Origin of the sequence: Agromyces sp. NPDC058104 (genome assembly GCF_042884835.1) — a bacterium.
Taxonomy (GTDB): Bacteria; Actinomycetota; Actinomycetes; order Actinomycetales; family Microbacteriaceae; genus Agromyces.
In genome coordinates this window covers 140,783-163,547 of record NZ_JBHVTD010000003.1, presented here as the reverse complement: position 1 = coordinate 163,547, position 22,765 = coordinate 140,783, and the positions used below count along the sequence as shown (strand labels likewise).

Annotated in this window: 23 protein-coding genes and 1 tRNA gene; 7 read left to right on the top strand and 17 right to left on the bottom strand. The window is 71.6% G+C overall.

Features of this window, described 5'->3' with window-relative positions; genetic code table 11:
- Window positions 1-10 precede the first annotated feature (10 nt).
- From ACFVTH_RS14555 to speB, 7 genes are all read right to left on the bottom strand, one after another.
- Complete coding sequence (locus ACFVTH_RS14555; RefSeq protein WP_387092309.1) at window positions 11-316, bottom strand: AzlD domain-containing protein; 306 nt, start codon at window positions 314-316, stop codon at window positions 11-13.
- Complete coding sequence (locus tag ACFVTH_RS14550) at window positions 313-1,131, bottom strand: AzlC family ABC transporter permease (RefSeq protein ID WP_387092306.1); 819 nt, start codon at window positions 1,129-1,131, stop codon at window positions 313-315. The genes ACFVTH_RS14555 and ACFVTH_RS14550 overlap by 4 nt, the downstream gene beginning before the upstream one ends.
- On the bottom strand, window positions 1,124-2,359 hold the full coding sequence (locus ACFVTH_RS14545; RefSeq protein ID WP_387092303.1) for a Fic family protein: 1,236 nt from the start codon (window positions 2,357-2,359) through the stop codon (window positions 1,124-1,126). Before ACFVTH_RS14545 ends, ACFVTH_RS14550 begins: the two co-directional genes overlap by 8 nt.
- Window positions 2,360-2,467: 108 nt before the next feature.
- Entirely contained in the window at window positions 2,468-3,118 is a 651-nt protein-coding gene (locus tag ACFVTH_RS14540; protein ID WP_387092300.1) for a cyclase family protein, read from the bottom strand.
- Window positions 3,111-4,514, bottom strand: a complete 1,404-nt coding sequence (locus ACFVTH_RS14535; RefSeq protein WP_387092297.1) for a purine-cytosine permease family protein — start codon at window positions 4,512-4,514, stop codon at window positions 3,111-3,113. The genes ACFVTH_RS14540 and ACFVTH_RS14535 overlap by 8 nt, the downstream gene beginning before the upstream one ends.
- A 35-nt stretch (window positions 4,515-4,549) precedes the next feature.
- A complete protein-coding gene (locus tag ACFVTH_RS14530) occupies window positions 4,550-4,963 on the bottom strand; it encodes a YybH family protein (RefSeq protein ID WP_387092294.1) in 414 nt (137 codons plus the stop codon).
- A gap of 55 nt (window positions 4,964-5,018) precedes the next feature.
- On the bottom strand, window positions 5,019-6,011 hold the full coding sequence (gene speB / locus ACFVTH_RS14525; protein ID WP_387092291.1) for an agmatinase: 993 nt from the start codon (window positions 6,009-6,011) through the stop codon (window positions 5,019-5,021).
- A 102-nt stretch (window positions 6,012-6,113) separates the two neighbouring features.
- On the opposite strand from speB, the gene ACFVTH_RS14520 reads away from it, so the two are divergent.
- Together ACFVTH_RS14520 and ACFVTH_RS14515 are read left to right on the top strand one after the other, a co-directional pair.
- A complete protein-coding gene (locus ACFVTH_RS14520; RefSeq protein WP_387092288.1) occupies window positions 6,114-6,698 on the top strand; it encodes a helix-turn-helix domain-containing protein in 585 nt (194 codons plus the stop codon).
- A 245-nt stretch (window positions 6,699-6,943) separates the two neighbouring features.
- Window positions 6,944-7,864, top strand: coding sequence for a patatin-like phospholipase family protein (locus ACFVTH_RS14515; RefSeq protein ID WP_387092285.1), 921 nt, complete (start codon window positions 6,944-6,946; stop codon window positions 7,862-7,864).
- A gap of 59 nt (window positions 7,865-7,923) precedes the next feature.
- Here ACFVTH_RS14515 and ACFVTH_RS14510 read toward each other — a convergent pair.
- The 10 genes from ACFVTH_RS14510 to dusB form a co-directional block, all read right to left on the bottom strand.
- Window positions 7,924-7,996: transfer RNA gene (locus ACFVTH_RS14510), tRNA-Asn, on the bottom strand.
- Window positions 7,997-8,084: 88 nt separating this feature from the next.
- Window positions 8,085-9,047, bottom strand: a complete 963-nt coding sequence (locus tag ACFVTH_RS14505) for an NAD(P)-dependent oxidoreductase (RefSeq protein ID WP_387092282.1) — start codon at window positions 9,045-9,047, stop codon at window positions 8,085-8,087.
- Window positions 9,044-9,898, bottom strand: a complete 855-nt coding sequence (locus ACFVTH_RS14500; protein WP_387092279.1) for an ABC transporter ATP-binding protein — start codon at window positions 9,896-9,898, stop codon at window positions 9,044-9,046. Before ACFVTH_RS14500 ends, ACFVTH_RS14505 begins: the two co-directional genes overlap by 4 nt.
- Window positions 9,898-11,586: an ABC transporter ATP-binding protein gene (locus ACFVTH_RS14495; RefSeq protein ID WP_387092276.1), complete on the bottom strand. Its 1,689-nt coding sequence runs from the start codon at window positions 11,584-11,586 to the stop codon at window positions 9,898-9,900. Before ACFVTH_RS14495 ends, ACFVTH_RS14500 begins: the two co-directional genes overlap by 1 nt.
- Window positions 11,583-12,668, bottom strand: coding sequence for an ABC transporter permease (locus ACFVTH_RS14490; RefSeq protein ID WP_387092273.1), 1,086 nt, complete (start codon window positions 12,666-12,668; stop codon window positions 11,583-11,585). Before ACFVTH_RS14490 ends, ACFVTH_RS14495 begins: the two co-directional genes overlap by 4 nt.
- A gap of 1 nt (window position 12,669) precedes the next feature.
- A complete protein-coding gene (locus tag ACFVTH_RS14485; RefSeq protein ID WP_387092270.1) occupies window positions 12,670-13,758 on the bottom strand; it encodes an ABC transporter permease in 1,089 nt (362 codons plus the stop codon).
- 99 nt (window positions 13,759-13,857) lie between these two features.
- Window positions 13,858-15,486, bottom strand: a complete 1,629-nt coding sequence (locus tag ACFVTH_RS14480) for an ABC transporter substrate-binding protein (RefSeq protein ID WP_387092267.1) — start codon at window positions 15,484-15,486, stop codon at window positions 13,858-13,860.
- A 188-nt stretch (window positions 15,487-15,674) separates the two neighbouring features.
- The gene (gene dnaG, locus ACFVTH_RS14475; protein WP_387092265.1) at window positions 15,675-17,555 is read right to left on the bottom strand and encodes a DNA primase; all 1,881 of its coding nucleotides are present in this window, start codon (window positions 17,553-17,555) and stop codon (window positions 15,675-15,677) included.
- Window positions 17,556-17,638: 83 nt separating this feature from the next.
- A complete protein-coding gene (locus ACFVTH_RS14470; protein WP_387092262.1) occupies window positions 17,639-18,895 on the bottom strand; it encodes a deoxyguanosinetriphosphate triphosphohydrolase in 1,257 nt (418 codons plus the stop codon).
- A 4-nt stretch (window positions 18,896-18,899) separates the two neighbouring features.
- Entirely contained in the window at window positions 18,900-20,072 is a 1,173-nt protein-coding gene (gene dusB, locus ACFVTH_RS14465) for a tRNA dihydrouridine synthase DusB (RefSeq protein ID WP_387092259.1), read from the bottom strand.
- Window positions 20,073-20,163: 91 nt separating this feature from the next.
- Between dusB and ACFVTH_RS14460 the strand changes: the two genes are divergently transcribed.
- Genes ACFVTH_RS14460 through ACFVTH_RS14440 form a run of 5 tightly spaced genes read left to right on the top strand, consistent with a single transcriptional unit; the run spans window position 20,164 to window position 22,727 of the window.
- Window positions 20,164-20,640 (top strand): aminoacyl-tRNA deacylase, encoded by a 477-nt coding sequence (locus ACFVTH_RS14460; RefSeq protein ID WP_387092255.1) that lies wholly within the window; start codon window positions 20,164-20,166, stop codon window positions 20,638-20,640.
- 57 nt (window positions 20,641-20,697) lie between these two features.
- Window positions 20,698-21,363, top strand: a complete 666-nt coding sequence (locus tag ACFVTH_RS14455) for a DsbA family protein (RefSeq protein WP_387092252.1) — start codon at window positions 20,698-20,700, stop codon at window positions 21,361-21,363.
- Window positions 21,360-21,533: a hypothetical protein gene (locus tag ACFVTH_RS14450; protein ID WP_387092250.1), complete on the top strand. Its 174-nt coding sequence runs from the start codon at window positions 21,360-21,362 to the stop codon at window positions 21,531-21,533. The genes ACFVTH_RS14455 and ACFVTH_RS14450 overlap by 4 nt, the downstream gene beginning before the upstream one ends.
- A gap of 38 nt (window positions 21,534-21,571) precedes the next feature.
- Window positions 21,572-22,111, top strand: a complete 540-nt coding sequence (locus ACFVTH_RS14445; protein WP_387092246.1) for an AAA family ATPase — start codon at window positions 21,572-21,574, stop codon at window positions 22,109-22,111.
- Window positions 22,112-22,154: 43 nt separating this feature from the next.
- Window positions 22,155-22,727: a PadR family transcriptional regulator gene (locus ACFVTH_RS14440; protein ID WP_387092243.1), complete on the top strand. Its 573-nt coding sequence runs from the start codon at window positions 22,155-22,157 to the stop codon at window positions 22,725-22,727.
- The last annotated feature ends 38 nt before the right edge of the window (window positions 22,728-22,765 follow it).

Sequence of the window (22,765 nt, the reverse complement as noted above, 5' to 3'; positions counted from 1 at the left end):
TGGCATCCGGTCAGGTGAACGCCCGGATGCCGGCGGCGACGGCCGCCGCGACGATCACGACGATGACGAAGGGCACGCGGAGCGCGTAGAGCGCCGCCGCGACGATCACCGCGGGGACGCGAGCGTCGACGACGATGTCCTGGCCGGCGCCGAGGGTCTGCACCGCGATGAGCGCTGCGAGGAGCGCCACCGTCAGCAGGTCGGCGATGCGCGCCGGCCGCTCGCGCTCGAGGAAGCCCGCGGGCACGAGGTGACCCGCCAGCTTGAGGGCGAGCGTCGCGGCCGACGCGACGAGGATGATGTGCCACGTCGTCATGCCGCGCGCCTCCGGGAGAACAGGTCGAACCACCCCACCGCGACGGCGACGACCGCGGCGACGAGCACCGGCATGCCGGGCATCAGCACCGGGGTCGTGAGCGTCGCGACGACGGCGGCGCCGACGGCGACGGCGCCCGCCTGGAACTGCTTGAGGCGCGGCCAGAGGAGTCCGAGGAACGCGGCCGCGGCCGCGGCGTCGAGGCCCCAGGCGCGGGTGTCGCCGATCGCGTCGCCGATGAGCGCGCCGGCGAGCGTCGTGACGTTCCAGCCGACGAAGATGACGACCCCCGTGACCCAGAAGCCGGTGCGTGCCGCACGGTCGTCGGACTGCGCCAGCGCGACGGCGGTCGACTCGTCGATCGTGAGCCAGGCGGCCGCGACGCGGCGCCCGATGCTCGCCGGGCGGCCGTCGGGGTCGGGAGCGGCGACGAGGGGCTTCATGCGCATGCCGTAGATGACGTTGCGGATGCCGAGCATCGCCGCCGTGGCGATCGCCGAACCGCCGGCGGCGACACCGCCCGAGGCCAGCACGCCGACCAGCGCGAACTGCGAGCCGCCGGTGAACATCACAAGGCTGAGGAAGCAGGTCTGCCAGACGTCGAGGCCCGAGGCGACCGCGAGCGCGCCGAAGGAGATGCCGTACACCGCGGTCGCGAGGCCGACGGCGAAGCCGTCGCGACGAGCGGCGCGACGGGCGGCGCGACGGGCGGCCGCGACCGCCTCGGGCGCGGGCTCGCCGGGGTTCTCCGCGCCGTCCGCGTTCTCGGGCTTCTCGGTGTTCTCGGGAAGGACCTCGTCGGGCTGCTCAGGCATCGCGCTCCCCGGTCGTCGCGGCGTCGGCGGCCATGCGGCCGGCGATGCGCAGCTCGAGGTCGTCGAGCTCGCCGGAGACGTCGGTCACGAGCCAGGCGCGGTCGCGCTTGCGGCCCGTGATCTCGCGGATCACGCCGGCCTCCTCGAGCCGGGCCACCGCCGGGGCGAGGTTGGCCGGGCCCGACCCGGTGACGCGGCCGATCTCGTCGATCGAGAAGACCGGGTGATCGAGCATCGCCGCGATGAGCTTCGCGCCCGCGGAGTCGGCTCGGAACGGAACGGCCTCCGCCCACGCATGCGGGAGCTCGATGAGCCGCTCGGCCGAGACCCGTGACTCCTCGGCCGCGAGCCGCAGCCCCTCGGCGAGGTCGGCGACGAACGCCGCGACCCGCCCCGCCCGGTAGTCGTCGATGAAGGCGAAGTAGCGCTCGCGCTGCGCGAGCAGCGCGCTCGCCACGGGCACCACGCTCGTGCCGGTGACGCCGCGGCGCCGGAGCACCGCGTTGATGATGGCGCGGCCGATCCGCCCGTTGCCGTCGGTGAACGGGTGGATCGACTCGAACTGCGCGTGCCCGACGGCGGCCTGTACGACGATGGGCACGTCGTCGCGGTTGAGGTAGACGACCAGGTCGTCCATGAGCGCCTCGACCCGGCCCGGGGCGGGCGGCACGTGGAGCGCCGCGCGCGGCGCGTGGTCGCTGCCGCCGATCCAGTTCTGCATCGTGCGCCAGCGCCCGGCGTAGCGACCGTCGAGGGGGTCTTCGCCGAGCAGCCGGCGGTGCGCCTCGAGGATCGCGTCGCACGTGATCTCGCGGCGCGCGCCCGCGTCGTCGACGAGACCGGCCAGCGCCCGTGTCGCGGCGACCATGCTCTGCGCCGAGCTGTTCGAGCGACTGCCGGCGAGGGCGCGCGCGAAGTCCTCCGCGCTGGCATCCTCGTACTCGATGCGGCTCGAGGCGACCGAGTCGGTGCGCATCAGGAACCGGCCGAGCGCGGCGAGCCCGCCGGTCGCATGCTCGGCGCGGGCGATCTCGACGACGGCGCGCTCGCACGCCGCCGCGAGGCTGGGCGGGGCCTGGAGATCGAGTTCGGCGATCATCGGCGGGACGCTCGCGTCGACGTGGTCGAGCGTGCGGTCGTCGCGGCTGCCGCCGCGCACCGTCTGCCGCCAGGGAAGCCGCTCGACGTCGTGCGCGGGCCAATCGTGCGCCTCGATGGGATGCGTCACCTGCACTCCCTCCAACTGAACATCTCTCGCCTGAGAGTATCAGTTCGGGCGGCTAAGTGATCATAATGCGACGCAAGGTTGCACCTCGCGCAATGAACGACGCGCGGGCTACTCTCCGAGGTCGACGTCGAAGGCGACGGCTCGCACGGGCGCGCCGTCGAGATCGACCCGCAGGGGGAAGAACCCCACCCGCACCCGCACCGGCAGCCCGTCGAGCCCGCTGAGGTTCTCGACGATGAGGTGGTCGGCGCCGAGCACCGCGTCGTGCACCGGGAACCCGCCGTCCCCGCCCGTGAGGTCGGGGCTCAGGGTGTCGACGCCGAGCACGTGCATGCCGCGTCGCACCAGCTCGGCCGCCGCGGCCGCGTCGAGTGCGGGGTGATCGAGCGCCGTGTCGGTGTCGAAGTGCCGCGCCCAGCCGGTGTCGACGATCACGATCGGCTCGATCCGCGCGGCGAGCGGAGCCCCGAGCGCCGCCTCGATCTCGGCGAGTCCGTAGCGGGCGCGCGGGGCGAGCCCGGTGAGGTGCACGACGAGCGCCTCCCCCACGAGCTCGTCGAGCGCGATGCGGCCGGTCGTCCGCCCGCCCGCCACCGTGTGCGACGGTGCGTCGAGATGGGTGCCGGTGTGCGAGCCGAGGTGCAGCAGGGCCACGTCGACGCCGTCGGCCGCGAGCTCGAGCGCCGACTCGACGCGCACGTCGGGATCGCCCGGGTAGACCCGCATCCCGCCCATGACGGGCCGGCTGAGCTCACGCATGCGCCGCGGCATCCGCGCCGTCGTTCGCCTCGATCCCGGCGAGGTGCACGCTCGGCTCGCGCACGTGGCGGGCCCGCTCGGGCAGCATGGCGATCAGGTAGAGCACGAAGGTGATGACGAACGCGGGGATGGTCGCGCCGACGGGGCTCGGCCACACGTAGACCATGAGGTACGACGCGACCGCGCCGATCGCCCAGGCGCCAACCGCGATCCAGTTGACGCCCGCGAGGTACCAGTACCGGCCGCCGCGGGGCTCGAGCAGGTCGCGGGTGTACGACGAGCGCTTGATCAGGTAGTAGTCGACGATCATGATCGCGAACACGGGCACGAAGAAGGCGCCGATCACGGTCAGGAACGTCGTGAACTGGTCGAGCAGCGCGAGCCAGGTCGAGCCGAGGATCGAGATCACGCCGACGACGAGCGCGGTCGGCAGGAAGCGCAGCTTCGCGCGGCCCGCGCTCGCGTTCACGATCGACGTGGTCATGCCGTAGACGACCATCGAGTTCGTCGCCATGACCGAGACGAAGATCACGATCGCGATCGGCGCGCCGAATGCCGCGACCAGCACGCCCGGATCGAACGCGGCGGCCTCGCCGCCCGAGAGGATGACGTAGCCGATCGCCGTGGCACCGAGCGTCATCGCGATGACCGTCGAGAGCGTGTAGCCGATGCCGGACCCGAGGATGCCGGCCCGGCTGGAGACCGCGAGCCGGTTGAAGTCGGCCGACAGCACCGTCCACGACACGGCGGTCGCGATGACGCTGTCGAGCACGATCGCGGGCGTGTACCCGATCGACAGGTCGACCGGGATCGCCTGGTAGGAGCTCGGCCCGAAGCTCGAGAACGCGATCACGAAGATCCACGCGATGATCGCGAGCATGAGCACGGCGAGCCACGGCTCGACGCGTGCGATGCCCTCGTGGCCGAAGATCGCGAGGATCACCACGATCGTCTGGCAGAGCACCGAGAAGAGGATCGGGCTCGAGAAGCCCGTGAGGCCCTCGACGAGGTAGTTCACGGTGACGCCGGCGAGCATCGCCTGCACCCAGCTCCAGCCCATGAGGATGATGACGTTGGCCGCCATCGGCAGGTAGCCGCCGCGAGTTCCGAAGGCGCCGCGGGTGAGGGCCATCGTCGGCAGGCCGGTGCGGGTGCCGATGTTGCCGACGAGCGTGAGCACGACGGCGCCGCCGAGCGTGCCGAGCACGATCATCGTGATCGCGACGCCGAAGTCGACGGCGGGGATGAAGAGGGTGCCGGTGAGCAGCGTGGTGACGACGAGGTTCGCCGCCAGCCAGATCATGCCGATGCGCGGCGTCGACAGCGTGCCGCGCACGGGCCCGGAGTTGTCGGCCTGTTCGGCGAGGCGGCGGTCGAGACGGGTGTAGAGCGACATTGCTTCTCCTCGGGGGTGGAGGTCGGGGTGGGTCGTCAGGCGGTGGGTGCCTCAGCGCCGGGCAGGGGCGAGAGGTGCTCGTGCACGGCGAGGATCGCGTCGCCGTCGACCCGGAAGACGATCGTCTCCCGCTCGCGGTACGCGTCCTCCCCGTCGCCGGTGTCGACGCGGGTGGCGACGTCGTGCGAGAACACGGCGCCGCCCGGGTACGCCTGCACGAGCCGGTTCGTCGACTCGCACGAGAGCACGTGCCAGCCGCCCGCCGTCCACTCGGCCCAGAGGGCCTCGTAGGCGGCTCGGTCGTCGAGCCGGGCCGGCTCGGTGTGGAACATGAAGCTCGCGTCGGGGGCGAAGCCGGCGAAGTAGCGCGGGCCGTCGGTCGCGGCGAACGCGTCGACGATGGCGTCGGCGGCGGCGAGCACCTCGTCGTGGGCGGGTTCACGGGTCATGTCGATCTCCTTCGATCGGAGTCAGGGCGGGACGGGCGGACAGCGGTGCCTCGGGTCAGCCGCGCGGCGCCATCGCGCTGATGAGCTCGTAGGCGACGTGGGATGCCGCGACCGCCGTCAACTGCGCGTGGTCGTAAGCCGGGGCGACCTCGACGACGTCGGCGCCGACGATGCGCTTGTCGGCGAGCGAGCGGATGATGCGGAGGAGCTCGCGGCTCGTGAGCCCGCCGGCCTCGGGAGTGCCCGTTCCCGGCGCGTGGGCCGGGTCGAGCACGTCGATGTCGATCGAGATGTAGAGGGGCTTGTCGCCGATGCGGGCGCGGATGCGCTCGATCGCCGCCTCGACCCCCTGCTCCTCGATGTCCTCGCTGGTCACGATCGCGAAGCCGAGACGCGCGTCGTCGGTGAGGTCCTCGACGCCGTAGAGCGGGCCGCGGGTGCCGACGTGCATACTCGCCGTGAGGTCGATGAGGCCCTCCTCCGAGGCGCGACGGAAGGGGGTGCCGTGGGTGATGGGAGCGCCGAAGTAGGTGTCCCACGTGTCGAGGTGCGCGTCGAAGTGCAGCACCGCGACCGGACCGTGCTTCGCGGTGACGGCGCGCAACAGGGGCAGGGCGATCGTGTGGTCGCCGCCGATGACGACGAGCCGGTCGGCGCGCTCGTCGAGCGCGCGGGCGCCGGCCTCGACGTCGGCGACGGCCTCGTCGATGTCGAACGGGTTGACCGCGATGTCGCCGGCGTCGGCGACCTGCTGGACGGCGAAGGGCAGCACGCCCTGGGCGGGGTTGAAGGGGCGCAGCAGGCGGGAGGCCTCGCGCACGTGCGACGGGCCGAAGCGGGCGCCGGGACGGTAGCTCACACCGCTGTCGAAGGGCACCCCGACGACGGCGATGTCGGCGTGCGCGACCTCGTCGAGGCGCGGCAGACGGGCGAAGGTGGCGATGCCGGCGAAGCGCGGAACCCGGCTCGCGTCGACGGGACCGATGGGCTCGGGCCTCGCGGCGGCTGCGCCGGACCCTGTGGTGACGGCCGACTCATTGTGTTGCATATTCGTAAACCTTTGGTATCCTTGGTGAAACTTTGCGGCCATGCTACGGCGCCCACGGCGGGCTGTCAACGGCAACGAGCCGTCCGTACCGAGGAGGCGCAGGTGCCCCGACCCGTTCCGCCCGTCCCGAGCGACTCGCCGCTCGCGATCGGCGCCCGCATCCGCAACGCGCGCACGGCACAGGGGCTCACCCTCGCCCAGGTCGCCGAGGCGAGCGGGCTCACCAAGGGGTTCCTCAGCCGCCTCGAGCGCGACGAGACCTCGCCGAGCGTGGCCACCCTCGTGCAGCTCTGCCAGGTGCTGTCGCTCACGATGGGATCGCTCTTCGCCGAACCCGAGATCCAGCACGTCTCGCTGCACGACGCACCCCGGGTGAACTTCGGCGGCACCGGCGTCGTCGAGCGGCTCGTCTCGCCGCGCAGCGAGTCGCGGGTGCAGGTGATCCGCTCCTCGATGGCGCCGGGTGCGTCCGGCGGCGCCGAGCTCTACACGATCTCGAGCGACGTCGAGGTGCTCCACGTCCTCGAGGGATCGGTGACGGCTCGCTTCGTCGACCGTGCCGTGCAGCTCGCAGCCGGCGACTCGCTCACCTTCCCCGGTCGCGAGCCGCACAGCTGGGAGGCGGGCGACGACGGCGCCGAGGTCGCCTGGATCATCGTCCCCGCGCCCTGGAGCGGGGCCTCGTAGGGTGTCGATCGACGCCGACGCCGACGCCGACGGCGTCGTCGACGCAGGCGTCGCCGGTCCCAGCGGCCAGCGCACGACGGCCGAGCGCACTCCTGTGCTACGGTCGGGTCGATCGTGACCCGTCGACAGGAGGTGAGACCCATGAACGCAGTATCCGCAGTGGGTGCTCCCCCGCCGTCCACGATCGCGCGACTGGGCTAGTCGCCACCCGGAGCGCCCTCTACGCATCGCGAAAGGCGACTCCAATGAACTCGAACTCCCTCTCCGCATCTCCCTCGCCGGCCCTGCGCCGAGCCCTGGTGCTCGGCGGCGGCGGATCGACCGGCAACGCCTGGCTGATCGGCGTCGTCGCCGGCCTCGACGCCGGCGGGCTCGACGTGACCGACGCCGAGCTGACCATCGGCACCTCGGCCGGAGCGACCGCGGCGGCGCAACTGGCCGGCGCGCGGCCGGGCGAACTGTACGACGCCGCGCTCGCGCCGCTGCCGGCACGCCCCCGTCCGCAGGCCACCAGCGGTGATCGGTCCCACGCCCGCACGGCCGTGCACGACCACCTCGATCGGATGCACCGCCTCATCGACGCCTCGCGCGACGCCGCCGAACTGCGCCGCCGAGTGGGCGCGGCTGCGCTCGAGCTCCCGGGCTCGAACGGCCCCGCCCGCCAGTCGCAATGGCGCGCCACCGTCGCCGCGCGTCTGCCCGAGCCAGGCTGGCCGGAACGCGCGGTGCTCCTCACCGCGATCGACGCCGACACCGGCGAGCCGGTCGCGTTCGACCGGCGCAGCGGCGTCGAACTCGTCGACGCGGTCGCCGCCAGCTGCTCGAGCGGCTTCGCCTACGCGATCGGCGAGCACCGCTATCTCGACGGCGGGTTCAGATCGAACGCCGAGAACGCGGACCTCGCCGCCGGGCACGACCGCGTGCTCGTGCTCTCGCCCTTCGGCGGCCGATCGCTGACCCCGATCGAGTGGGGCACGCACCTCTCGACCCAACTGGACGAGCTCCGCGCCCGCGGCAGCCTGGTCGAGACGATCTTCCCCGGTCGGGATGCCGAGCACCTGTTCGGCGCCGATGCGATGGACCTGTCGCTGCGCCCGGCAGCCGCTCGCGCCGGGTACGAGCAGGGCGTCGCCCTTGCGGCTCGGCTCCGGCCCTTCTGGGCCTGAACCGCACCCCGGCACGAACGCAGAAGCCCCGCATCTCGGAGAGATGCGGGGCTTGTTCGCTCCCCCACTTGGACTCGAACCAAGAACCTATCGGTTAACAGCCGATTGCTCTGCCAATTGAGCTATGGAGGATCGCTTGCGCGCATCGATACTCTAGCAAAGGGATGCCCCGACTCCCAATTCGAGGCGGCCTCGCTTCTGAGCGCCCTCGAGTCGAGGCTCAGTACCCCGCGTCGAGGTCGATGCAGCCGACGAATTCGGCCTCGCCGAGGAAGGCGCGCACGTTGTGCTCGACCCGTGCCGCGAGCAGCGCGGGAGTGGTCGCCATCGCGTCGGCGACATGCGGCGTGATCACGCAATCGGTCGAGCTCCACAGCGGATGGCCCGCCGGAAGCGGCTCGGGATCGGTGACGTCGAGCCCCACACCGCCGAGGTGCCCCGAGTCGAGCGCGGCGACGAGTGCCACCGTGTCGACGATCGGGCCGCGCCCCACGTTCACGACGACGGCGCCCGGCGCGAGCGCGGCGAGCACCTCCGCGTCGACCGCGCCATGGGTCTCGCTGGTGAGCGCGGCCGCGACGATGAGCGCGTCGGCACCCGTCGCGACCTCCCCCAGACGGTCGAGCGTCACCGTCTGCGCGGCGCCCTCGACGTCGCCGCCGCTCCGGCGCACGACCGAGACGCGGGCACCGAACGGCGCCAGCAGCCGGAGCAGCTCCGTCGCGATGCCGCCCGCGCCGACGATGACGACCTCGGCCCCGTGCAGGCTGCGGCTCGCGTGATCGCGGCGCCACTCGCCCGCGCGCACCCGTCGCGGGAGCCGACGGAGCAGCGCCAGCGTCAGCGTCAGCGCGTGCTCGGCGACCGGTACGGCGTAGACGCCCTTGCCGCTCGTCCAGACCCGCCCGTCACCGCGGAAGGACGGCAGCACCTCGGCGAACGGATCGATGCCGGCCCAGGGCAGCTGCACCCACTCGACCCCGGGTGCGCGCCGGAGCGCCTCGACGAGGGCGGTGCCGCCCGATGAACCGCTCCACACGATGCCGCGCGTGCGCCCGCCGAGCGGGGCGACGACTCCCCCGGCGCGCTCGACCGCGGCGACCAGCCCCGGCTCGGCATCGGGCACGACCGCGATCGTGCCGCGGGCGCCCGACGTGCCGCGCGCGGCCGAGGCATCCGTCATGCCAGGGGCTCGGCCAGGTCGTCGATCACCGCGTGCCCGCCGTCGAGCGCCCCCGCGAGGGCCTGGACGTAGGGGTGATGCGGGTCGTGGAAGACCTCGTCGATCGTGCCGATCGCGGCGAGCTCACCCCGATCGAGCACCGCGATGCGGTCGGCGATGCTGCGCAGCACCGGCAGGTCGTGGCTGATCAGCACCGCCGAGAACGCGTGCCGCTCGCCGAGCTCGGCGATGAGCTGCGCGACCGCGTCGCGCACCGTCAGGTCGATGCCGGCCGTCGGCTCGTCGGCGATGAGCACCGATGGTCCGAGGACGAGCGCGCGTGCGAGGGCGACGCGTTGACGCTGCCCGCCGCTGAGCTCGTACGGGTACTTCTCGAGCATGCCGAGCGGCAGACGCACCCCGTCGAGCATGGTGGCCACCCGGGTCGCGAGCGCCCTCGCGTTGTAGCGGCGATCGCGCTCGAGGATGGGCTCGCCGATGATCTCGGCGACGCTGTGGTCGGGCGGCAGCGTCGACGCGGCGTCCTGGGGCAGGTAGCCGACGTGGAAGCGGTACTCGGCCACCTTGCGCTTCGGAAGCCCCCGCAGGGGCTGCCCGAGCACGGTCGCCTGACCGCCCGTGATCACCGGGCGCGCCTCGTTGCCCCGCGTCTCGAAGGCGACGCCCGAGAGCACCTTCGCGAGCGTCGACTTGCCGCTGCCCGCGCTGCCGAGCACCCCGAGCACCTCGCCCGGCGCGACCTGGAGCGACAGGCCGTGCACGGCGACGTGCGCGGGACTGGCACCGCGCGGCGGATACTCGAGCGACAGGTCGCTCAGGACGATCGGGTACCCGTGTGCCGTGCCGCGCATCAGTCCGCCTCCCGGAGTCGGCGGAGTTCCTCTCGGCGTTCGGCCTGCACGACCGGGTCGGGCACGGGCAGGGAGGCGAGCAGGCGCTGCGTGTACGGGTCGCTCGGCGCACCGAGCACCTCGGCACCCGTGCCCTCCTCGACGAGCCGCCCGTGGTACAGCACCGCGATGCGGTCTGCGAGCAGGTCGACGACGGCGAGGTCGTGGCTGATGAACAGCGACGCGAAGCCGAACTCGCGCTGCAGCTCGGCGAAGAGCTCGAGCACGCGGGCCTGCACCGAGACGTCGAGCGCGCTCGTCGGCTCGTCGGCGATGAGCAGCTCGGGCTCGAGGGCGAGCGAACGCGCGAGGCTCGCGCGCTGACGCTGGCCGCCCGAGAGCTCGTGCGGGTAGCGGTCGCCGTACGCCTTCGGCAGCTGCACCGCCTCGAGGAGCTCGTCGACGCGAGGGCGCGCCGCTGCGGCGTCGCCGGCCCGGCCGTGGATGATGAGCGGCTCGGCGACGCACTCGGCGATCGTCAGCAGCGGGTTGAAGCTCGACGCCGGGTCCTGGAAGACGAAGCCGATCCGGCTTCGCAGCGGCCGGAACTCGCGTTCGGAGAACCCGTTCATCTCATGCCCGAGCACGCGGAGCGAGCCGCCCGTGACCCTGGTGAGTCCGGCGATCGCGCGCCCGATCGTCGTCTTGCCCGAGCCCGACTCTCCGACGAGCCCCAGCACCTCGCCGGGCCGGATCGCGAGGTCGACGCCGTCGACCGCGCGGAAGCCGGGACGGCCGAAGCGGCCCGGATAGACGATCTCGAGCCCCTGCGCGGCGACGACGGGCGCCTGCTCGGCCCACCCCTCGGGTCGTGCCGCGGCGCGCGCCTCGGCCTTGGCCGAGCCGGTGCCGACGAACGGCACCGCGGCGAGCAGCGCCTTCGTGTAGTCGGCCTGCGGAGCCGAGAAGAGCTGCTTCGCGTCCGCCTCCTCGACGACCTTGCCCTGGTACATGACGGCGACGCGGTCGGCGAGGTCGGCGACGACCCCCATGTTGTGGGTGATGAGCACGATGCCCATGCCGAACTCGTCGCGGCAGCGGCGCAGCAGGTCGAGGATCTCGGCCTGCACCGTCACGTCGAGCGCCGTCGTGGGCTCGTCGGCGACGATGAGCCCGGGGTCGAGCACGAGCGCCATCGCGATCACGATGCGCTGCTTCTGCCCGCCCGAGAACTCGTGCGGATAGTGGTCGATGCGCACCTCGGGCTCGGGGATGCCGACGCGTCGAAGCACGTCGATCGCCTTCGCGCGGGCCTCCTTCTTCGAGAGGTCGGAGTGCGCCTGGAGCCCCTCGATGATCTGCCATCCGACCGTGTAGACCGGGTTGAGCGCCGTCGAGGGCTCCTGGAAGACCATCGCGACGTCGGTGCCCCGGATGGCGCGCAGCGTGCGCTTCGGCACCGAGACCACGTCGTGCTCGGCCGTGCCGGCCTTGTTCGACAGGATCACCGCCCCGCTCGCCGTCGCCGTCTCGGGCAGGAGCCCGAGGATCGTCTTGGCGGTCACGGTCTTGCCGCTGCCCGACTCGCCGACGATGGCGAGCACCTCGCCGCGCTCCACCGACAGCGAAACGCCGTCGACCGCCTTCACCGCGCCGGCGTCGGTCGCGAACGAGACGCCGAGCCCTTCGATGCTGACCACCGTGCTCACGGCTTGACCTCGATCCCGTGTTCGTCGAATGTGGCTTCGTCTTCCAGTCCGGAGAGGCCGCCCGGCCCCGCCGTCAGCGTGCCGCCGGGCACGACCGAGGTCTCGGCGACGACGCCGGCCGACTGCGCGACCCGCCGCCGCCCGCGCAGGCGCGGGTCGGCGAGGTCGTTGAGGCTCTCGCCGACGAGCGTGATGCCGAGCACCACGAGCACGATCGCAAGACCCGGGTAGAGCGCGGTCCACCAGATGCCGCTCGTGACGTCGGAGAGCGCCTTGTTGAGGTCGTAGCCCCACTCGGCCGCCGCGGTCGGCTCGATGCCGAAGCCGAGGAAGCCGAGGCCCGCGAGGGTGAGGATCGCCTCCGACGAGTTCAGCGTGAAGATCAGCGGCAGTGTGCGGGTCGCGTTGCGCAGCACGTGACGGAACATGATGCGGCTGTTCGAGGCGCCCAGCACCTTCGCCGACTCGACGAAGGCCTCGGCCTTGATGCGCACGGTCTCGGCGCGGATCACGCGGAAGTACTGCGGGATGAACACCACCGTGATCGACAGCGCCGCGGCGAACACGCCGCCCCACAGGTTCGACTGCCCGCCCGAGATGGCGATCGCCATGACGATCGCGAGCAGGAGCGACGGGAACGCGTAGATCGCGTCGCAGACGACGACGAGCAGCCGGTCGAGCCAGCCGCCGAAGTAGCCCGACACGAGACCGAGCAGCACGCCGACGACGAGCGACAGGGTCACCGCGATGATGATGACGAGGATCGCCGTCTGGGCGCCCCAGATGACGCGCGAGAGCACGTCGTAGCCGCCGACGGTGGTGCCGAACACGTGCTCGGCCGAGGGCGGCTGCTGGCTGCCGAACGGTCCGTCGGCGTCGCGCAGCTGCGCGAATCCGTACGGCGCGAGCAGCGGCGCGAAGATCGCGGTCAGGATGAAGAGCGCGGTGACGACGAGGCCCGTGACGAGCATGCCGCGCTGGAGGCCCACGCTCTGCCGGAGCTGGTGCACGACGGGGATGCGGTCGCGGAGCCGGCGCTTCGGCACGGGCGCTGCGATGGGGGTCGATTGCGTGGTCGACATGTCAGTACCTCACCCTCGGGTCGATGAGCGCCGCGATGATGTCGACGATGAAGTTCGTGAGCGCCACGATGACGGCGAGCAGGGCGACGATGCCCTGCACGGCGACGAAGTCTCGCGCCTGGATGTACTCGACCAGTTGGAAGCCGAGCCCCTTCCACTCGAACGTGGTCTCGGTGAGCACCGCGCCGCCGAGGAGGAGCGCGATCTGCAGGCCGATGACCGTGATGATCGGGATGAGGGCCGGACGGTAGGCGTGCTTGCGCAGCAGTCGCGACTCGGCGACGCCGCGCGAGCGGGCCGCGTCGACGTAGTCGGTGCCGAGCGTGCCGATGACGTTGGTGCGCACGAGGCGGAGGAACACGCCCGCGGTGAGCAGTCCGAGCGCGATCGAGGGCAGCACGGCGTGCGCGAGCACGTCGCCGAGCACCGCGGGGTCGCCCGTCATGATGGCGTCGATCGTGTAGAAGCCCGTCTTGTTCGGGAGGAACTCCATCTCGATCGTCGCCCCGGTCGAGGCGCGACCGGCGACCGGCAGCCACTTCAGCCAGACGGCGAACACGAGCTTCAGCAGGAGGCCTGCGAAGAAAACGGGCGTCGCGTAGCAGAGGATCGCGAAGACGCGGAGGAGGGCGTCCTGGCCCTTGTCGCGGTAGTAGGCCGCGATGAGGCCGAAGGGGATGCCGACCGCGAAGGCGACGAGCAGCGAGTAGAACGCGAGCTCGGCCGTTGCGCTGCCGTAGGTGACGAGCACCTCGGTGACGGGCCGGTTGTCGCTGATGGTCATGCCGAAGTCGCCGGTGAAGACGCCGCCCATGTACTCGAGGTACTGGACGATGAGCGGGCGGTCGAAGCCCGCCTCGTGGATGCGCTCCGCGAGCTGGTCGGGCGGCAGCTGGCCGCCGAGCGCCGCGGTGATCGGATCACCGGTGGTGCGCATGAGGAGGAACACCACGCTCACCAGGATGAACACCGTGGGGATGATGAGGAGTGCGCGGATGAGGATGTAGCGGCCGAGGCTGCCGCCCGAGGATCTCGTGGATCGCTTCGGGGTGGGACCAGCGCCGGTGGCGGCCGTCGTCGTTGAGGTCAATGTTCGCCAATCAGGGGTGTGGCTCGAATGCGGGTGGCCCGCTCACGAAGAGCGGGCCACCCGTTCCGGTCTGCAAGCGACTCTAGTCGCTCATGTCGCTCAGCCCTTGGTGAGCGAGGCGAAGCGGAACTTGAACGAACCGTCGAGGACCGCACCGTCGATGTCGGTGCCGGTCACTGCGACCTGGGCGCCCTGGAGGTAGGGGACGGTCGACAGGTCGGCCGCCACCTTCTCCTGGATCTCCTCGATGAGCGCGGTGCGCGCGTCGACGTCGGTCGTCACGGCCTGCTCGAGGATGAGGTCGTTGACCTCGGGGTTGTCGTAGTGGTTGCTCAGGAAGTTCTCCTTGAGGAAGAACGGCGTGAGGTAGTTGTCGGCGTCCGAGTAGTCGGGGAACCAGCCGAGCTGGTAGGCCGGGTACACGTCGGCGACGCGGTCCTCGGAGTACTGCACCCACTCGGTGGTCTGCAGGTTCACCGTGAACAGGCCGTCGGCCTCGAGCTGGTCCTTGATGAGCGCGTACTCATCGGCCGACGAGGGGCCGTAGTGGTCGTTCGAGTACTGGAGGTTCAGCTCGACCGGGGTGGTGACGCCGGCGGCCTCGAGGGCCTCCTTCGCCTTCGCGGCGTCGGGGGCGCCGGCGCCGTCGCCGTAGAGCTCCTTCAGGGGCTCGACCGCACCGGCGAGGCCGGCGGGGATGTACGAGTACAGCGGCGTGTAGGTGCCCTTGTAGACCTGCTCGCCGAGCTCCTCGCGGTCGATGAGGTCGGCGACGGCCTGACGGACGGCGAGCGCCTTGGCCGGGTCGGCCTCGGGGGTCTTCGCGCCGTAGGGCTGCGTGTCGAAGTTGAAGACGATGTAGCGGATCTCGCCGCCCGGGCCGTCGACGACGTTCACCTCGTCGTTGCCCTTGAGGTCTTCGATGTCGGTCGCAGACAGGCTGCGGTACGCGACGTCGATGTTGCCCTCCTGGACGTCGAGCTTCATGTTCGACGACTCGGCGTAGTACTTGAGGTTGACCGTGTCGGTCGCCGCGTCGGCGAGCAGGCCCTTGTACTCGGGGTTCTTCTTGAACGAGATCAGGTTGTTGAAGTCGTAGCTCGCGATCTGGTACGGGCCGCCGAACGCCTTCGCCTCGACGATGTCGTCGTCGGAGGTGAGGGCGTCGGCCGAGAACACCTCGTCGTCGACGATGGCACCCGGGAAGCTCGTGAGGATGAGCGGGAAGACCTGGTCGTTCTCGGCCTTGAGGTGGAACACGACGGTGGTGTCGTCGGGGGCGTCGACGCTCTCGAGGTTGTAGAGCAGGCTCGACGCGCCGTTCGGGTCGGCGATCTTCAGCTGACGGTCGAACGAGAACTTCACGTCGGACGAGGTGAGGTCGTTGCCGTTCGCCCACTTGAGACCGGCGGGCAGCGTGACGGTGTACTCGGTCGGCGCGGTGAACTCGGCCGTCTCGGCGAGGTCGGGCACGACGTCGGTGCTGTTGTAGTCGGTGTTCAGCAGGTACGGGAAGACCTGCGTCTGCACGGCGAGCGAACCGTTGTCGTACGAACCGGCCGGGTCGAGCGTCGTGACCTTGTCGGTCGTGCCGACCGTGATCGAGCCGCCCGAAGCGTCGTCGCCGTCGCCGCCGCCGGCCGAGCAGCCGGCGAGCACGAGTGCGGCCGCCGAGAATCCGGCCACCGCGATGAGGGCGCGGCGGCCGTTCTTGGTTGCGGATGTCATATCCGTCTACCTCTTCCTGTCAGGACTGAAGCGCGCCGCGGCTACCACGGCGCGTTCTCGTATCACTCAGAGGTAGCACAACGATCCGGAACGATGCAGGGAGGTGCCCTCGAACGTCGGAATGTTTACCGATCTGCAACCTTGCGCGCAACGGATCGTCGCGCGGCGTCGCACCGCGACGGATTCCGTCAGTCGGCGCGCAGTGCCCGGCGCTCCTGCTCGAGCTCGACGAGGGCGCGTTGCAGCGCCGAGAATGTGGCCTGGTCGCCCGGCGACAGCCGCTGCAGCCGCCCGAGCAGCTCGGACTTCTGGCGCAGCAGCTCGCGGTCGATGAGCGAGCTCACCACCCCGCGCACCCAGGCCTCGAGCTCGGCGTCGTTGCGCTGCGGCACCGGCAGCACGGCGAGCTGCTGCACCACGCCCGCGAACGGGGCTGGGACCTCGGCGACGACGCGATCGACGCGGAGCCCCGGGTCGGTCGACCCGAGCACCGCGGCGACGCCGTCGCGCACGACGGCGAGCGTCGCATCCCCGAATCGCGAGTCGACCGCGTGCCGGAGCAGCTCGTCGCCGACCCGTTCGGGGTACTGGAGCATCGCCTGGAGCGCGTCGCGCTCGAGCCTCGTCGAGGGGTCGTTCGGCAGCGTCGCGATCGAGAAGGGGCGCTCGGTCGACTCGCCCACGTTCGCGTCGAGCGGTGCGGATGCCTCCGCCCGCGTGCTCTGCGGCGCGGCCGGCCCGCGACCGCGCCCACCTCCGCCGGCGCCGCGCACCGCGCGCGTGACCTCGGCGAGCTCCATGCCGAGCATGCGCGCGAGCTCGCGCGTGTAGCCGGGCCGCAGCGAGGCGTCGCGGATCTCGGCGACGATCGGCGCCGCCGCCCGGAGCGCACCGACCCGTCCCTCGACGGTCTCGAGGTCGTAGCGGCTCAGCGTGTGCCGGATCACGAAGTCGAACATGGGGGTGCGCGACTCGACGAGGGTGCGCACCGCGCCGTCGCCGCGGGCGAGCCGCAGGTCGCAGGGGTCGAGTCCGTCGGGGGCGACGGCGACGAAGGTCTGCGCGGCGAAGCGCTGCTCCTCGGCGAAGGCGCGCATCGCGGCCTGCTGGCCCGCGGCGTCGCCGTCGAAGGTGAAGACGACCTCGCCGACGCCCGAGTCGTCGCCGAGCACGCGCCGCAGCACCTTGATGTGGTCGACGCCGAAGGCGGTGCCGCAGGTGGCGATCGCGGTGGTGACCCCGGCGAGGTGGCAGGCCATGACGTCGGTGTACCCCTCGACGACGACGACGCGGTGCGTCTTCGAGATGTCGCGCTTGGCGAGGTCGAGCCCGTAGAGCACCTGCGACTTGTGGTAGACCGCCGTCTCGGGGGTGTTCAGGTACTTGGGGCCCTTGTCGTCGTCGAGCAGGCGACGCGCGCCGAAGCCGACCGTCTGGCCCGTGACGTCCCTGATGGGCCAGACCAGGCGGCCGCGGAACCGGTCGTACACCCCGCGATCGCCCTGGGAGACGAGGCCGGCCGCACTCAGCTCTTCGGTGGAGAAGCCCTTCGACTTCAGGTGGTTCGTCAGGGCGTCCCAGCTCTTGGGCGCGAAGCCGACGCCGAACCGGCGGGCGGCTTCGGCGTCGAAGCCGCGCTCGCCGAGGAACCGGCGGCCGATCTCGGCCTCGGGAGCACCGAGCTTCTCGACGAAGAAGTCGGCCGCGGCCTGGTTCGCCGCGAGCAGCCGCGCGCGGTTGCCGTGGTCGGGCGCCTGCCCGCCGTCTTCATAGTGCAGTTCGTAGCCGATGCGCCCGGCGAGCCGCTCGACCGCCTCGGTGAACGAGACGTGGTCCATGCGCTGCAGGAAGGTGTAGACGTCGCCCGACTCGCCGCAGCCGAAGCAGTGGTAGTAGCCGACCCCGGGGCGCACGTTGAAGCTCGGGCTGCGCTCGTCGTGGAACGGGCAGAGCCCCTTCAGCGAGCCGACGCCGGCCGACTTCAGGCTGACGTGGTCGCCGATGATGTCGGCGATGTTCGTGCGGGCCTTCACCTCGTCGACATCGCTCTGTCGAATTCGGCCCGCCATGCTCACATCCTAATCTCGGTCGACGGTTGACTGGGCGGTGCCGGGCGGCTCGTGCCGGTGCGCGACCGAGCCGCCCGCGCCGCTCAGCGCTGCACGAGCCGCTCGTACCAGCTGAGCGCCGACTGGTCGGTGAGGCTCGCGACCTGATCGACGACGACCCGTTTGCGCGCGGCGTCGTCGGCCGCGGCCGACCAGTCTTCGGCGAAGCCCGCGTCGAGGTGCTCGTCGCCGCTCACGTGCAGCGCGTCGGCGAGCGAGGCGAGCACCTGTCGCTGCTGGAGGTAGATCGGCTGGCGCGTGTTGCGCGACATCACGAATGCCGCGACGATGCCCTTCAGCACCGCGATCTCGGCCTGGATCTCGCGCGGCACGACGACGTCGGCGTCGAAGCGGATGAGGCTCGCGAGCGGGAACGCCGAACGGGTGGCCTCGGTGGCCGCGTGCGCGAAGCGCCCGATGAGCTGGCTCGTGAGGTTCTTCAGTCGGGCCTGGTCGCGACGGCTGCCCGTCCACTCGTCGAGCCACCCGTCGAGCGAGTCGAGGCGGTCGAACGCCGCGATGAGCTCGTCGTGCGAGATCGCGCCGCCCACCCACTCGTGCATCGAGGAGACGAGCTCGTCGTGGTCGACGCGGTCGCCGAGGGCCGCGACGTCGATGTAGCCGCCGACGATCGCGTCCTCGAAGTCGTGCACCGAGTACGCGATGTCGTCGGAGAGGTCCATCACCTGTGCCTCGATGCAGAGCCGCCGCTCGGGCGCGCCCGCGCGCAGCCACTCGAACACCGCGACGTCGTCGTGGTAGAAGCCGAACTTCTGCCGCCCGGAAGGGTCGGCCACGCCGGTCGCCTCGGGCCACGGGTACTTGCAGCTCGCGTCGAGGCTCGCTCGCGTCAGGTTGAGTCCGTAGCTGCGGCCGTCGTCGCCGAAGACCTTGGGCTCGAGTCGGGTGAGCAGGCGCAGGGTCTGCGCGTTGCCCTCGAAGCCGCCGATGTCGGCGGCCCAGTCGTTGAGCGCCTTCTCGCCGTTGTGGCCGAACGGCGGGTGGCCGAGATCGTGGGCGAGGCAGGCCGTGTCGACGACGTCAGGGTCGAGCGCGAGGTTCGCGGCGAGCTCGCGGCCGATCTGGGCGACCTCGAGCGAATGCGTCAGCCGGTTGCGTGCGAAGTCGAGGCCCGAGGTCGGGCTCAGCACCTGCGTCTTCGCCGCGAGGCGACGCAGCGCGCTCGAGTGCAGCAGCCGCGCGCGGTCGCGGGCGAAGTCGCTGCGCCGCGAGGAGTGCTCTTCGGGCAGCAGCCGTTCGGTGTCGGCGGCCTCGTAGCCGCCGAAGAGTCGATCCGCCACCGGGCTACCCGCCGCTCGTGTCGAGCTCGGCGTCGACGAGGGTCACGGCCTCATGGCCCGCGAGTTCTTGCGAGTCGAGCCAGCCTTCGGGAAGGGTCGGGTTCTTCGGCGTGCCGGCGCGACCGCGCGGCCCCTCGGCGCCCTCGCCCGGGTAGGGCATCGACCAGTCGAGCGTGCCGAGCAGGTCGTCGAGCATCGCGAGCGATTCGACGGTGGCGAGGCGCGCCCGCAGGTCGCCGCCGACCGGGTAGCCCTTGAAGTACCAGGCGACGTGCTTGCGGATGTCCCGGCACCCGCGCTCCTCGCTGTCGAAGAACTCGGTCAGGAGCTCGGCGTGCCGTCGGAACGTCTGCGCGACCTGCCCGAGCGACGGCTGGAACAGGGCGCCGTCGCCGCCGTCGAGCTCACCGCGGAACCCCGCGGCGAGGTCGCCGAAGAGCCAGGGGCGCCCGAGGCATCCGCGACCGACGACGACGCCGTCGCACCCGGTCTCGTCGACCATGCGCAGCGCGTCGGCGGCCGACCAGATGTCGCCGTTGCCGAGCACCGGGACGCTCGTCACGGTCTCTTTCAGCTTGCTGATGGCCGACCAGTCGGCCTGGCCCGAGTAGAACTCGGCCGCGGTGCGCGCGTGCAGCGCGACCGCCGAGACGCCGGCGCCCTCGGCGATGCGGCCGGCCTCGAGGTAGGTGAGGTGGTCGGCGTCGATGCCCTTGCGCATCTTCACCGTCAGCGGGATGTCGCCCGCGGCCGTCACGGCTCCCTCGACGATGTCGCGGAAGAGCCCGGTCTTCCACGGGAGGGCGGAGCCGCCGCCCTTGCGGGTGACCTTCGGCACGGGGCATCCGAAGTTGAGGTCGATGTGATCGGCCCGGTCTTCGGCGACGAGCATGGTGACCGCCTCGGCGACCGTCTTGGGGTCGACGCCGTAGAGCTGGATCGACCGCGGGGTCTCCGACTCGTGGTGCGTGATGAGCCGCATCGACTCGGGCGTGCGCTCGACGAGCGCTCGCGAGGTGATCATCTCGGAGACGTAGAGGCCCGCGCCGAACTCGCGGCAGAGCCTGCGGAACGCCGTGTTCGTGATGCCGGCCATGGGCGCGAGCACGACGGGCACGTCGAGCTCGATGCCGCCGATCGCGAGCGGGCCTGCGGGAAGCGTGGTGGTTGTGGACATCACCGTCGATTCTCCCAGAGATCGGGGTGAGCTCGCCCGATGCGGCCGTGCGCGCCTAGGATTCACTGCAACCGACCTTGGGGAGGACGAGATGACGCAGCTCACGGGCGCCGAACGGGTTCGCGCGGATGCCGCGGAACGCGGCCTCGACGTCGAGATCATCGAGCGGCCCGCCGCACGCAGTCTCGAGGAGGCGGCCGAGCTCATGGGCATCTCCCCCGGCGACATCGTGAAGTCGCTCGTCGTCAAGCGCAGCGACGACACCTACCTGTTCGCCCTCGTGCCCGGCGGCCGCAAGATCAGCTGGCCGAAGCTGCGCGCCCTCGTCGGCGTGAACAAGCTGCAGCTTCCCGACGCCTCGCTCGCGCTCGCCGCCACCGGCTACGAGCGCGGCACGATCACGCCGCTCGGCTCGACGAACTCGTGGCCCGTGTTCGTCGACGAGACGATCGCGGGCCGGCGCGTGTCGATGGGCGCGGGCGAGCACGGCCGCAGCCTCTTCGTCGAGGCCGACGCCCTCATCGCCGCGTTCGACGCGACCGTCGCCGACCTCAGCGACCCCGAGTAGCGGAGGGGTTCGACCGTTTCGGGAATGCCCGGCGCACCCGATGCGTTCGCATTCATCGTGACTTCCCCCATCAAGATCGACATCTGGTCCGACATCGCCTGCCCGTGGTGCTACATCGGCAAGCGCCACTTCGAGGAGGGCCTCGCCGCCCTCGGCGACGACGCGCCCGACGTCGAGATCGAGTACCACTCGTTCGAGCTCGCCCCCGACACCCCCGTCGACTTCGAGGGCAGCGAGATCGACTTCCTCGCCAAGCACAAGGGCCTCCCCGCCGAGCGCGTCCAGCAGATGCTGCAGCACGTCACCGGGGTCGCCGCGAACGCGGGCCTCGACTACGACTTCGACGCGCTCCAGCACACCAAGACGCTGAAGGCGCACGAGCTGCTCCACTTCGCGAAGGCGCAGGGCCGTCAGCTCGAGCTCTCGGAGCGCCTCTTCAAGGCGTACTTCACCGAGGGCCGCCACGTCGGCCGCGTCGACGAGCTCGTCTCGCTCGCCGTCGACGCCGGGCTCGACGCCGACGGCGCTCGCGAGGCGCTCGAGTCGGGCCGCTACGCCGCCGACGTGCAGGCCGACATCGCGCAGGCCGGTGCGTACGGCATCAACGGCGTGCCGTTCTTCGTCTTCGAGGGCAAGTACGGCGTCTCGGGCGCGCAGCCCGCCGAGGTCTTCGGCCAGGTGCTCACCCAGGTCGCGGGCGAGCGCGACGGCGCGGCCGCGTGAGCCTCGAGATCGAGGCGGATGCCTCTGGCTCGACCCCGCTCGAGGCGAGCTCCGCGAGCGGCGCGGGCACCGGGTCATCCGCCTCGCCCCTCACCCTGCTGCCCGGCGCCGCCGGCGCCATGGTCTGCGAGGGCGACGTCTGCTACGTACCCGGGCCCTCGGCCGAGTAGCCCGGAGCCCGGCGCTCGGCGGCGCCTAGAGTGGTCGGATGCCCGAGCACCCGCACCGCATCCTCGTGGCCGGCGCGAGCGGCGCGGGCAAGACGACGCTCGCCCGGCGGATCGCAGCGGCGTCGGGCCTGCCGTACCAGGAGATCGACGCGCTCTTCCACGGCCCCGACTGGACGCCGCGGCCGAGCTTCGTCGACGACGTCGACGCGTTCACCTCGCAGGCCGGCTGGGTCACCGAGTGGCAGTACGGCGTCGTGCAGCCCATGCTCGCCGAGCGCGGGCAGCTCCTCGTCTTCCTCGACTACTCGCGCGCGCGGGTGATGCGACAAGTGATCGCGCGCACGCTGCGCCGCCGACTGCGCCGCGAAGAGCTGTGGAACGGCAACCGCGAGGCGCCGTTCCACACGATCCTCACCGATCCCGAGCACATCGTGCGCTGGGCGTGGCGCACGCACGGCACGCGGGCGGCACTCGTCCAGGAGGCCGCAGCCCGCAACCCCGGGCTCGAGGTGGTGCGCCTGCGGGCCCCTCGGGAGGCCGAGGCCTGGCTGCGCCGGGCCTTCCCTTCCCCGCGCTAGCGATATATCGTTGAGTATCGTTCGCATATCGCGGGAGGTCATCATGAACGGCAATCGCTCGACCGGCGGATTCGGCGGAACCGGCTTCGGAGGCGCGGGAGGCGGCAACCCGGGTGCCGCCATCTGGGAGGCGATGGAGCAGCTGCGCTCGTCGTTCGAGCAGCGCCCCGGCATGCGGCGCATGGCCCGCGGCGACGTCCGTGCCGCAGTGCTCGCCCTCCTCGCCGAGCAGCCGATGCACGGCTACCAGATCATCCAGCAGATCGACGAGCGCAGCGGCGGCTCGTGGAAGCCGAGCGCCGGGTCCGTCTACCCGACGCTGCAGCTCCTGGCCGACGAGGGGCTGATCGTGGCCGACGAGACGCAGGGCCGCAAGACCTACTCGCTCACCGAGGCCGGCCGGGCCGAGGTGGCCGCAGCAGCCGACCGACCGGCACCGTGGGAGTCCTCCTCGGCCGGCGGCGGCGCCCACCGGGCGCTCTCGAAGGCGGGCGTCGAGCTCGCTGCGGCCGCCGCGCAGCTCGGTCGCAGCGGCTCGCCCGAGCAGATCCAGCAGGCGGTGACCGTGCTCGACGAGGCACGTCGCCGGCTCTACTCGATCCTCGCCGAGGGCTGACCGGGTGCCGCCCCGGGTGCCGCATCCGTCGCGACGCG